The sequence below is a fragment of the Kitasatospora sp. NPDC003701 genome, assembly GCF_053587085.1.
On the sequence record NZ_JBSFNM010000030.1, the window covers coordinates 89513 to 100786 of the forward strand.

At 74.6% G+C, this 11274-nt stretch carries 11 protein-coding genes and 1 riboswitch; of the genes, 7 read left to right on the plus strand and 4 right to left on the minus strand.

The genetic code is table 11. The features are described from left to right. Positions 1-23: 23 nt before the first annotated feature. Positions 24-962 carry an oxidoreductase gene (locus ACWDRR_RS25740; protein ID WP_449774582.1) on the minus strand — a complete coding sequence of 313 codons (939 nt, stop codon included), beginning with the start codon at positions 960-962 and terminating at the stop codon, positions 24-26. Between the two features lie 80 nt (positions 963-1042). Between ACWDRR_RS25740 and ACWDRR_RS25745 the strand changes: the two genes are divergently transcribed. Both ACWDRR_RS25745 and ACWDRR_RS25750 read left to right on the plus strand, forming a co-directional pair. Beyond that, positions 1043-1681 (plus strand): TetR family transcriptional regulator, encoded by a 639-nt coding sequence (locus tag ACWDRR_RS25745; protein ID WP_449774583.1) that lies wholly within the window; start codon positions 1043-1045, stop codon positions 1679-1681. Between the two features lie 241 nt (positions 1682-1922). Then, on the plus strand, positions 1923-2717 hold the full coding sequence (locus ACWDRR_RS25750; RefSeq protein WP_449774584.1) for a metal-dependent hydrolase: 795 nt from the start codon (positions 1923-1925) through the stop codon (positions 2715-2717). An 81-nt stretch (positions 2718-2798) separates the two neighbouring features. Here the strand turns inward: ACWDRR_RS25750 and ACWDRR_RS25755 are convergent, their stop codons facing one another. Then, a complete protein-coding gene (locus tag ACWDRR_RS25755; RefSeq protein ID WP_449774585.1) occupies positions 2799-4160 on the minus strand; it encodes an MFS transporter in 1362 nt (453 codons plus the stop codon). A gap of 358 nt (positions 4161-4518) precedes the next feature. Here ACWDRR_RS25755 and ACWDRR_RS25760 point away from each other — a divergent pair, with 358 nt between their 5' ends. Together ACWDRR_RS25760 and ACWDRR_RS25765 are read left to right on the plus strand one after the other, a co-directional pair. After that, positions 4519-5919: a hemolysin family protein gene (locus tag ACWDRR_RS25760; protein ID WP_449774586.1), complete on the plus strand. Its 1401-nt coding sequence runs from the start codon at positions 4519-4521 to the stop codon at positions 5917-5919. Further along, complete coding sequence (locus tag ACWDRR_RS25765; protein ID WP_449774587.1) at positions 5916-6941, plus strand: hemolysin family protein; 1026 nt, start codon at positions 5916-5918, stop codon at positions 6939-6941. The genes ACWDRR_RS25760 and ACWDRR_RS25765 overlap by 4 nt, the downstream gene beginning before the upstream one ends. 148 nt (positions 6942-7089) lie before the next feature. On the opposite strand, the gene ACWDRR_RS25770 is transcribed toward ACWDRR_RS25765, so the two are convergent. Both ACWDRR_RS25770 and ACWDRR_RS25775 read right to left on the minus strand, forming a co-directional pair. Beyond that, positions 7090-7857, minus strand: a complete 768-nt coding sequence (locus ACWDRR_RS25770; RefSeq protein WP_449774588.1) for a CbtA family protein — start codon at positions 7855-7857, stop codon at positions 7090-7092. 17 nt (positions 7858-7874) lie between these two features. Further along, the gene (locus ACWDRR_RS25775) at positions 7875-8099 is read right to left on the minus strand and encodes a CbtB domain-containing protein (RefSeq protein WP_449774589.1); all 225 of its coding nucleotides are present in this window, start codon (positions 8097-8099) and stop codon (positions 7875-7877) included. A gap of 312 nt (positions 8100-8411) precedes the next feature. Between ACWDRR_RS25775 and ACWDRR_RS25780 the strand changes: the two genes are divergently transcribed. The 3 genes from ACWDRR_RS25780 to ACWDRR_RS25790 all read left to right on the plus strand — a co-directional run. Further along, positions 8412-9005 (plus strand): histidine phosphatase family protein, encoded by a 594-nt coding sequence (locus ACWDRR_RS25780; RefSeq protein ID WP_449774590.1) that lies wholly within the window; start codon positions 8412-8414, stop codon positions 9003-9005. 153 nt (positions 9006-9158) lie between these two features. Further along, the gene (locus ACWDRR_RS25785; RefSeq protein ID WP_449774591.1) at positions 9159-10121 is read left to right on the plus strand and encodes an ATP-grasp domain-containing protein; all 963 of its coding nucleotides are present in this window, start codon (positions 9159-9161) and stop codon (positions 10119-10121) included. A gap of 161 nt (positions 10122-10282) precedes the next feature. Continuing rightward, a riboswitch (M-box (ykoK) riboswitch) is annotated at positions 10283-10456 on the plus strand. A 395-nt stretch (positions 10457-10851) separates the two neighbouring features. Then, positions 10852-11274: CorA family divalent cation transporter (locus ACWDRR_RS25790; RefSeq protein WP_449774592.1), on the plus strand; the 423-nt coding region annotated here is incomplete at its 3' end.

An 11274-nucleotide genomic window follows, 5' to 3' on the forward strand; every position in this document is an offset into this window, starting at 1 on the left:
GGTCGACGGACCGGATCGGCCGGTCAGGCCGTGGCCGGATGCGGGTAGCGCACGTCGGTCAGTCGCTCCGACACCTCCCACAGCCGGCGGCCGGTCTCGGCATCGGCCGCCGCGGGGGACAGCGGGACCGGCGTCGGCCCGCCGCGCAGCTCGCCCGGGCCGTCCGGCCCGATGAACGTGCCTCCCTCCACCGCCGGAGCGGTCGCCGCGTAGAGCTGCGGCAACGCGCCGCGGGCCGGCGTCTGGGCCAACAGCGGGTTGCCGATCCGGCCGAGGAGCACCCGCCACAGGCCGATCGGTCCCTTGGTCTGCAGGTTGGTGGCGGTGTAGCCGGGGTGGGCGAGCAGGCTGCGCACCGGGCTGCCCGCCGCGGTCAGCCGCCGGTGGAGCTCCCGGCCGAAGACGGCGTTCGCGAACTTGGACTGGTTGTAGAAGGCCATCGGCGAGTAGCCCCGCTCGCCGTCGAGGTCGTCGAAGCGAAGCCGCCCCTGCCGGTGGTTGAGCGAGCTCACCGTGACGACGCGGGGGTCGCGTCCGGCGCTCAGCAGGTCGAGCAGCAGGCCGGTGAGCGCGAAGTGGCCGAGGTGGTTGCAGGCGAACTGGAGCTCGTGGCCCTGCGCGCTCAGTGATCGGGGTGGCGCCATCACGCCGGCGTTGTTGACCAGGACGTCGAGCCTCGGGTGGTCGGTGCGGACCTGGTCGGCGAAGGCCCGGACGGAGTCGAGGTCGGCCAGGTCGAGGCGGCCCACCTCGACCCGGGCCCCCGGCTGCTCGGCGGTGATCGCGGCGGCTGCCTGCCGGCCCTTGGCGACGTCCCGGACCGCGAGGAGCACCCGGGCGCCCCGGGCGGCGAGGGCCCGGGTGGTCGCCAGGCCGAGGCCGCTGTTGGCGCCGGTGACGAGGAACACCCGTCCGGTCTGGTCCGGGATCTGCTCGGCCGTCCACTGCTGATGCGCTGTCATGCGGCACATGCTGCCGTTGGTGTCACTTGGTGTCAACATGCTCCTGAGTGCCATCCGAGGCATGGGGTTACCATGGCCCGATGAGCTCCCGCCCGGACGTCACCATGGCCCAGCGCAAGCGCCGGCTCGTCGAGAACGAGCTGACCGAGGCGGCGCTCCAGTTGTTGGCGTCGCAGGGCTTCGACGCGGTGACCATCGACGAGATCGCGACGACCGCGGGCGTCTCCAAGCGGACCTTCTTCCGGTACTTCGCCTCCAAGGAGGACGTGGTCGTCCAGTTCCTGGCGGACATGGGGGCCGGCATCCACGAGGAGCTGGCGGCCCGACCGGTGGCGGAGCCGCCTTCGGTGGCGCTGCTGCACGCGGTCTCGGTCCCGGTGGCGGCCTGTGGTGACCACGCCGACCGCGCCCTGCGGGTGGTCCAGCTGATCCTGCGCACCCCGGCCCTGCTCGCCCGCTTCCTGGAGCGCCAGGTGCAGTGGCGCGAGGAGCTGTCCGCGGCGCTGGCGCGTCGCCTGGGCATCGATCTCGGGGCCGATCTGTACCCGCAACTGGCGGCCGGGACGGCACTGGCCGCCTTCGACGCCGTGCTGCAGCGGTGGAGCGACAGCGACGGCGCCGAGGACCCCGTCGAGCTGACCGAACGGGCCTTCGCCGTCATCGCCCCGGCGCTCGACGCCGTCGGGGCCCTGCCGGATCGCGCGGCACCGCCCGTCTGACGGGCCGGGGCCCAGGCCGGGCCCCGGGTCCACCGGCGACCGTCCGGAGTCGGCGGTCCGTCGGTGCGTCCCACGCCGTCGCCGTCGCCGGGCTGCCCGGGAGGGCCGGGAGGGAGGGTCGGCGCGCGCGGGTCGGGAACCCCTGGTCCGGCCCGGCGCCGGCAGTGGATCATGGACGGCTAGGCTGCTGCCCCGTCACGTCCTCGTGGAGGGCGCTGGGAACGAGGACGGGAGCCAGCTCATGATGGGACCGGCGCACGCGCTGTCGGGCGCGGCGGCGTGGTTGGGTGCGGGGGCGCTCGCGGCGGGGCTGGGCGAGCCGATGCCCTGGCCGGTGCTGCTGGCGGGGACGCTGATCTGTGCGGGGGCCGCGCTGGCACCGGACCTGGACCACAAGGCGGCGACGATATCCCGGGCCTTCGGGCCGGTGTCGCGCACGCTCTGCGAGGTGATCGACAAGCTCTCGTACGCCGCCTACCGGTCGACCCGGAAGAAGGGCGATCCGCGCCGCTCGGGCGGGCACCGGACGCTGACGCACACCTGGCTCTGGGCGGTGCTGTGCGGCGCCGGTGCGGCTGCGGTGGCGGTGTACGGCGGCCGCTGGGGCGTGCTGGCGGTGCTCTTCGTGCACATGGTGCTGGCGATCGAGGGGCTGCTGTGGCGCCATGCCCGGGTGTCCAGCGACGTGCTGGTCTGGCTCCTCGGGGCGACCAGCGCCTGGGTGCTGGCCGATGTCCTGGACAAGCCGGGGAACGGTTCGCAGTGGCTGTTCGACCAGCCGGGGCAGCAGTACCTGTGGATCGGCCTGCCGATCGCGCTCGGCTCGCTGGTGCACTGCCTGGGGGACGCGCTGACCGTCTCGGGCTGCCCGGTGTTCTGGCCGATCCCGATCGGGCGCAAGCGCTGGTACCCGGTCGGGCCGCCGAAGGGTCTGCGGTTCCGGGCGGGCAGCTGGGTCGAGATCAAGGTGCTCACGCCGGTCTTCATGGGCCTGGGCGGGGTCTGCGCGCTGGGCGCGCTCGGCTTCTTCGGCTGAGGCCGGGGCCGGGGCCGGGGCCGGGACCAGGGCCGGGGCCGAGGTCGAGTCCGGCCTTCCCCGGCCCGGCCTTCCCCGGTCCTACCCGGGCCGGACGTTGCCGCCCGCCGGCCAGCGGCGGTGGTGCTGGTCGATGACGAAGTGGTGGCCGTGCTGCCAGCCGCCGGCGGCCGGGTGGGCGTTGCTGAGGTGGGGGTGGTCCGGCGGCAGGTCGGCGTGGACGTGGTCGAGCTCGGCCGCGTCGCGGGCGGGCCAGAGCGCGGTGGCAGCCGTCGCGGCGGCGAGTGCGACGGCGCCGAGCGCCGCCGCGGTGGCCGGCAGCCCGGCGCCGGCGGCCAGCCAGCCCGCCAGCGGGTAGGTGAGCAGCCAGCAGGAGTGGGAGAGCGAGAACTGCGCGGCGAAGGCGGCCGGCAGGTCGGCGTCGGCGGCGGAACGGCGCAGCACGCGGCCGCCCGGGGTGAGGACCGCCGAGCAGGCGGCGCCGATCGCCGCCCAGGCGGCCAGGACCGCGCCCCAGGACCAGGCGCTCGGGGCGGTGGCGGTGAGGGCGGTGACGGCCGCCAGGACCACGGGCAGGGCGAAGGCGGCCGGGAGCATCACGGAGCGGTCGCCGATCCGGCCGAGCAGGCGCGGCAGCAGGAGGGCGGCCAGGACGGAGCCGGCGCCGTACGCGCCGAGCGCGAGCGAGAGGGCACCGGCCGGCCGGTGGAAGTGCTCGCGCACCAGGACGACGGTGTTGACGAAGACGATGGCCCCGGCGGCGGCGACGCCGAGGTCCAGGGCGAGCAGCGCCCGCAGTCGGGGAGTGGCCCAGAACAGCCGGGTGCCGAAGGCGGCCTTGGTGTAGACGCCGCCGGTGCGCTCGACGGGCGCCGGCCTGGGCAGGACGGCGGAGAGCACGAGGGCCGCGGAGGCGAGGAAACCGGCGGCGGTGCCGGCGAACAGCCAGCCGGAGGGGAGCACGGCCAGCAGTCCGGCGGCGAGGGCGGGGCTGAACAGGCTCTCCAGGTCGTAGGCCAGCCGGGACAGCGACAGCGCCCGGGTGTAGTCGCGCTCGGCGGGCAGCACCTCCGGAACGGTGGCCTGGAAGGTCGGCGTGAACGCGGCGGAGGCGGCCTGGAGGAGGAAGATCAGCGTGTAGACCTGCCAGACCTGGGTGACGAACGGCAGGGCGAGGGCGACGGCGGCCCGGGTGAGGTCCATGGCCACCATCAGGGCCCGGCGCGGAATCCGGTCCGCCAGGGCGCCGGCGAGCGGGGCGATCGTGACGTAGGCGGTCATCTTGATCGCCAGCGCGGTGCCGAGGACGGCCGAGGCGCGGTCGCCGGCGAGGTCGTAGGCCAGCAGGCCGAGTGCCACGGTGGCCAGACCGGTGCCGACCAGGGCGACGATCTGGGCGGTGAACAGGTGGCGGTAGGTGCGATTGCGCAGGATGGCCGGCATGCGGAACCGTCCCCGGTCGGCGTCGTGCGGGTACGCCCCCATCGTAGCCAACATGTGCGTACCTGTGCACATGTTTCGGGCGGCCGCGCCGGCGAGCGTCGCCGCGTCGGCAGGGTGGCGGGCACAGGCGACGGCCGTCGCGGCGGCGACGCCCGGGGGTGGCCCTTACGGCACTCTGATTTGCCAACCCTTTACACTCCTGTAGAGCTGGTGCCCGGTCCTCCGGAGCGGGTCGCCGCCGAACCGACCACCCTCGTTGCAGTGAAGGAGTCGCGGACCCCGCGATGGACGAACCTCCCAGTTCTCACCGTGCTGTTCCCGCCAAGACGTGCTCATCGACCGGGGCGGGGGTGGCACGGTGACCGACGTCCTGCTGCTGCTCCTCGCACTGGTGCTCACCGCCGCGTGCGCGGTCTTCGTCGCGGCCGAGTTCTCCCTGACCACCGTCGAGCGGGGCGCTCTCGAACGCGCCGCCGAGGCCGGTGAGCGCGGCGCTGCGACCGCGCTGAAGGCGGCCCGGCGCCTCACCTTCCAGCTGTCCGGCGCCCAGCTGGGCATCACCATCACCAGCCTGGTGATCGGCATGGTCGCCCAGCCCGCGGTGGCCTCGCTGCTGCGCGGCCCGCTGGAGGCCCTGGGCCTGCCGAGCGGCGCGGTGAACACCGTCGGGATCGTGCTCGGGGTCCTGCTGTCCACCGTCGTGCTGATGGTCGCGGGCGAGCTGGTGCCCAAGAACTGGGCCATCTCGCGCCCGCTCGCCGTCGCCAAGGTGGTGGCCGGGCCGCAGTACTACTTCTCGGCCGCGTTCTCGCCGCTGATCGGGCACCTCAACAACACCGCGAACCACGTGGTGCGGCGGCTGGGCCTGGAGCCCGCCGAGCACCTCGCCTCCGCCCGGACGCCGCAGGAGCTGGTCGCGCTCGCCCGGCACTCCGCCCGCGCGGGCACGATAGAGCCCGACACCGCCGAACTCTTCGTCCGCTCGCTCAACCTGCGCGAACTGACGGCGGAGAACGTGATGACCCCCCGGGTCGACGTCCGGGCCCTGGAGGAGCACGCCACGGCGGCCGACGTCGCCAACCTCACCCGTGCCACCGGCCTGTCCCGCTTCCCGGTCTACCGCAACAACCTCGACCAGGTCGTCGGCGCGGTCCACATCAAGAACGCGCTCGCCGTCCCCGCCGACCGGCGCCACCTGCACCCGGTGGCGAACCTGATGACCGAGCCGCTGCTGGTGCCCGAGACGCTCACCGTCGACCGCCTGCTGGACCTGCTCCGCGGCGAGGAGACCATGGCGGTGGTCATCGACGAGTACGGCGGCACGGCCGGCATCGCCACCCTGGAGGACATCGTCGAGGAGGTCGTCGGCGAGGTCGTCGACGAGCACGACCCCGCCGAGCTGCCCGACCTCATCGACCTCGGCGAGGGCCGGGACGGCCGCCACCGCTGGGACGCCGACGGCATCACCCGAACCGACCAGCTCGACGCCGTCGGACTGCCGGACACCGAGGGGCCGTACGAGACCCTCGCCGGGCTGATCGCCGAACGCCTCGGCCGCATCCCGGTCCCCGGCGACATCGTCGAGACCGACGGCTGGACCCTGCACGTCACGGCCGTCGCGCACCACGTCGCCGAACGCGTCCGCATCTCCGGCCCGGCACCCGACGCCGACGCCCCGGCGGACAGCGCCACCACCGGCGGCACCACCGCCGACGACACGGCCGACGGCACCGGACGCCGCCCGGAGGAGAACCGATGACCGCGATCCAGCTCGTCATCGGGCTGCTCACGCTGGTGACCAACGCCTTCTTCGTCGGCGGCGAGTTCGCCCTCATCTCGGTGCGGCGCAGCCAGATCGAACCGCGCGCGGAGGCCGGCGACCGGCGCGCCCGCACGGTGATATGGGGCCTGGAGCACGTCTCCGCGATGCTGGCCACCGCCCAGCTCGGCATCACCGTCTCCTCGCTGGTGCTCGGCGCCGTCGCCGAACCGGCGATCGCCCACCTGCTGGAGCCGCCGCTGCACGGCGTCGGCGTCCCGGACGCCCTGATCCACCCGATCGCATTCGTCGTCGCGCTGACCGTGGCGACCTACCTCCACATGCTGCTGGGGGAGATGATCCCCAAGAACATCGCCCTGGCCGCGCCGGAGAAGGCCGCCTACCTGCTGGTGCCGCCGCTGGTCGGGGTGACGCGCGCGGTGCGGCCGATCGCCTTCTCCATCAACGCCTTCGCCAACCGCATCCTGCGCCTGCTGAAGGTCGAGCCCAAGGACGAGGTGGCCTCGGTGTTCACCGAGGAGGAGCTGGCCCGGATGGTCAAGGACTCCTCCGACGCCGAGCTGCTCAGCGACCGCGACACCGAACTGCTGCGGGACGCCCTGGAACTGGGCTCCCGCCCGGTCTCGGAGGTGGTCACCCCGCGCGAGGAGATCGTGTTCGCCGGCCCCGGCGCCACACCCGTCGAGCTGGAGCAGCTCGCCGCCCGGACGGGGTTCTCCCGCTTCCCCGTGCTGGACGCGGACCGGACGGTGCTCGGCTACCTGCACATCAAGGACGCCCTCGAACAGGACGGCGCCCGCGACCGGCCCTTCCCGGCCCGCGCGCTGCGCCCGATCGCCCGCGTCCCCGAGTCCACGCCCCTGGACGACGTGCTGACCGCCATGCGCCGCTCCGGCACCCATCTGGCCGCCGCGATCGCCGCCGACGGCACCGCCTCCGGCCTGGTCACCATGGAGGACGTCCTCAAGGAACTGGTCCGTCCCGCCCCCGCGCGGCCGTAGCACCGGTCCGGGGCGGGAGTGTCCGCCCGCCTCCGCGGGAAAGCCCGCCGGCACGAACGACGACAGCCCGCCCCGGACGGAACCGGGGCGGGCTGTCGGGCGTCCGGCAGCTCCGCGGCGTCGCCGCGTCCTCCCGGACGGTGCGGGCCTACTGGACGGCCGCGGTGGCCCGGGCGGGTGCCTGGGCGGTGGCGGGCCGGGGCTTGAGCACGCGCTCGGCGAGCTCGCCGAAGACGAGGCCGAACGACGTCCACAGCACCAGCTGGATGGCGAGGGCCGCGAGGCGGAACTGCCACAGCAGGGTGGCGGGGAACTCCTCGGGGACCTCGTCGATGGTGGGCAGCAGGGCGTAGGCCAGGCCGACCGCGACGACGAAGCCGGCCCCCGCCGCGACGGCGGCGTACCAGTTCCCGAGCCGGGGCGCCAGGCGCTTGCCGACGATCACGGCGCCCACCGCGAGGAGCACCGCGAGCAGCAGCATCAGGAAGTACAGGACGGTGCGCTTCCCGATGGTGTCCGGGTCGCCGACGGACGGCGGGTTGGCCGGGTACTTGACGAACGGCACGAGGTAGACGGTCACCAGCGCGCCGAGCGACAGGACGACCGCGGTCGCGCGGGCGCCGAAGCGCCCGATCCGGCCGAGGGCGAAGCAGAAGGCGAGCGAGGCTATCCCGCCCATCGCGATGGCGAACAGGAGGATCCCGGTCGCCAGGCCCGCGGTGGACTGCAGGGACCGGCTGACGAGCTCCGGCTCCATGTCCATGCCGTGGTGGGCGGAGTGCGCCTCCTCGAAGGCGATGGCGGAGTCCACGTGGGACTCGCCGAGGAAGTAGGCGGTGAGGAGCGCGAGCAGGCCGGCCGCGAGGCCGGCCAGCATGCCCCGCACCAGCAGGGATCTGACGGTGGTGGAGTTCACGGGGGTGCTTCCTCGTCTCAGTGGCAGGGGAAGCCGAGCAGGTGGCGCCCGTCGTGGACCCACTCGTGGACGTTCTCGCCGGAGATGAGGGAGGTGGCGCCCTGCTCGGCGCCGACGAAGTAGATCAGCACCAGCATCAGGATGCCGAAGAACGCCGCCCAGGGGAGGACGGCCCGCACGGGGATGGGGGCCGGAGCCTCACCGGTTGCGGGGGAGAGCGGGGTGGCGATGGACGAAGCCATGGCTGAACCTCCTTGGGGAAACTCGCGTCCCAATCGATGGAGCACAGACGACGGCTCGGGGTCTGACTCACCGTCGGCCCCGCACACCCCTGATCGGGGGTACGGCGCCGGGCGGCATACAGTGGCGCGACCGTACCGGAGTCCCACCGGCTTCCTCGCACCGTCGTCACAACGCCCGCGACCGTACCGCCTGGCGGGCGCGCGGCCAAGGGCGTACACCGAGGCCGGGGGCGCGGACCCGTCCGCCGGGGCGAGGGAGGCGGCGGGCGGCCGCGCCTTTGCGGTGCGGATAGTGGACGAAGGGGTTCCAGGATGACCGTACGGGTGATGTTGATCTCACCGGCGTCGAGCACCGCGCTGCGCACGGCACGGTTCGACGACGAATCGGGCCTGGACGCCCGCGGAATCGACGCCGCGCGGGCGGTCGCGGGCGCCCTGCCGGTCTCCGGTCGCGTCCTGGTGTCGCCGTCGCCCCGCTGCCGGCAGACCGCGCAGGCGCTCGGTCTCACCGCCTCGGGTGAGGCGCCGGCCGGCTGGGCGATGGGCGCGTGGCGCGGCAGGACGCTCGACGAGGTGGCCGCCGAGCAGCCCGGGGCGGTGGCCGCGTGGCTCTCCGACCCGGCCGCGGCCCCGCCCGGCGGGGAGTCGCTGGCGGGGCTGTGCGAACGCGCCGCCGGGTGGCTGGACGGCCTGGCGGAGGGCGGTGGGCGGGTGCTGGCGGTGGTCGAGCCGGAGCTCGTCCGGGCCGCCGTGGTGCATGCGCTGGGGAGTCCGGCGACGGCCTTCTGGCGGCTGGACGTCCCGCCGTTGACGGCCACCGACCTCAGCGGGCGGGTCGGCCGGTGGAACGTCCGTCTGGGCGCCGGCCTCGGTCCCGAGCGGGACGCCGGGTCCGACCCCGTGTGACCTCGGGGCGGCCGGTCCGACGGGCGACGGGCCCGGTGGCCGGGGGAGGGCGGTTTCGGGCCATCCCGGGGGGAGACGGCGCAGAACACGGTCTTGTCGGGGCGGGCGGGGCGGCTGTTCCATGGCGGCATGGTCCGACGCGAGCTCGTTCTGATGACCGATCACAGCTCGACCGAGGGCAGCCGGGAGATCCTGTCCACCGCCGTACGGGCCCTCACCGGCAGAGCGCCCGTCCTGCTCGACGCACGGCACTTCATGACCGGCGGCACCGGCCGGATCTCCGGCAGCGGTCCCGGCGCCGGCGTCGCCGGCGCGGGTGCCTCCGGCGCGGGCCTCACCGGTACCGGTGCCGGCCTCCTGCTGGAGGTGCCCGGCGAGGGCGTCGCCGTGACGGCCGAGGCGGTGATCGTCTACGAGATCCCGCCGCACCGGCGCCGCGCCTTCGAGGCCTGCCAGCGGCTGCTCCACGCCCACGGCGCCCGTTCGCTCGGTACCGGTGTCGACGCCTGGCGGGCGGCCACCGAGAAGGACCGCACGGTCGAACGGTTCGCCCGGGACGGCGTGCCGCACATGCCCACCATCGCGTTCTCCCGGCCGAGCCCGGAGGCCGTCGCCGAGGCGTTCGACCGTCTCGGCGGCGACGTCTGGGCCCGGCCGACCATCGGCATGGGCGGCAACGACGTCTTCCACCTCACCACCGGCGCCCACCTCACCGCCGCCGCCCGCTACTACGCCGAGGCGGGGGCCGACTGGCTGATCGCCCGGGACGCCCGGAACTTCACCGCGGACGGCCGGCGCCACCAGCACCGGGTGGTGGTGCTCGACGGGCGGGTGGTGCGCGCCGTCGAGCACGTCCAGCCCGACCCGGACGCGCCGTGCAACGAGAGCCGCGGCGCCCTCTCGACCGTTCTGGAGGAGGGCGAACTCCCGGCAGGACTCGCTGAGTTGGCCATCTCGGCGACCAAGTCCCTCGGCCTCCCGCTGGCCGGCGTCGACCTCGCCGCCGAGAGCGGCGGCGTGGTCTTCGAGGTGAACGTCCACCCGCAGTTCGGTGCGGTGGGCGGCCTGGAGTCGGTCGCCGTCCCGTACGCGGCCGCCCACCTCGCGGTCGGGTAGCGCAGCGGGTGCCGGCCGCCCCGGTTCGGGGGTGCGGCCGGCCGACCGTCCGGGGTGCTCCGGACGCCGCGCGGGCTGCCCCGCGGGGCAGGGCCGCCCGCCGCTGACCGGGCTCTGGTCGGAGGCACCGGTGCGCGGGTACTACAATCGGCACAGTTGTGCAGGCACCTCGTTCGGTGAGGCGTCGCCACGGACACAGGCCACTGACCCCACGACGTCGAGAGACGCCCAGGTTCAGGACAGGTCTCCCCGGCCTAAGGGGTGACCCCAAGTGGCTGCACCCCCGGGTGCTACGCCGTGGCGTGCCAAAGCTCTGACGAGATCAGGGGTGCCCACCCGTTTCCCGCTGGGCCCGTGCGCCCTCGGCCGTGCGGCGTGGCTCGCTCCCTGATGGCCCGGTAACGGCGACCCGGGGTCCGGGCGCCCCGAAGGCGAGGAGGTGAGAGCTGTGGATTCCAGTAGTCCGGGCCGAAGTCGGCCCTGCCCCGGAACGCCCCCCTCTTCTCCCGGCCCCCTTTCACCCGGCCCCTCTTCTCCTGGCCCCCGGCACCCCTCCTCCCGTACCGCTCCCGCACTCCGCCGCCGTACCGCCCGTCGCTGACGACGGGCCAGCGCGCGGCCGGGCGCCGTGCGCGGTGGAGGCCGGCCGGGCGCCTCCCACCCGCCCAGCTCCCGGCGACCCCCGGTCCCGGGGGGAGCGGCGGACCCCGAACCGTGGAGGTACCCCGCCATGTCCGACTGGCGTGTGCGCGCCGTGCGCGCGAGCAAGCGTCCGTTCTCCCGCTCCGACAACACCGCCCACGGCGGCGACGCCCAGCGGGCGCCCGAGCACTCGATGGACCCGAGGCCCGACCAGCCCACCGAGCCCGTCACGCTGGAGCGCTCGGTGGTGGAGGCGGCGGTCTACCGCGACGGCCGCCGGGTCGAGCCGCCCGCCACCCTGGCCGACATCTACCGTCAGTTGCCGGGCAAGCCCGGCACGATGGCCTGGATCGGGTTGTTCCGGCCCGCCGAGGCGCAGCTGCTGGAGGCGGCCGAGCGGTTCAATCTGCACGAGTTGGCGGTCGAGGACGCGATCGTGGCGCATCAGCGGCCGAAGTTGGAGCGGTACGGCGACACGCTGTTCGTGGTGCTGCGGGCGGCCCGGTACCTG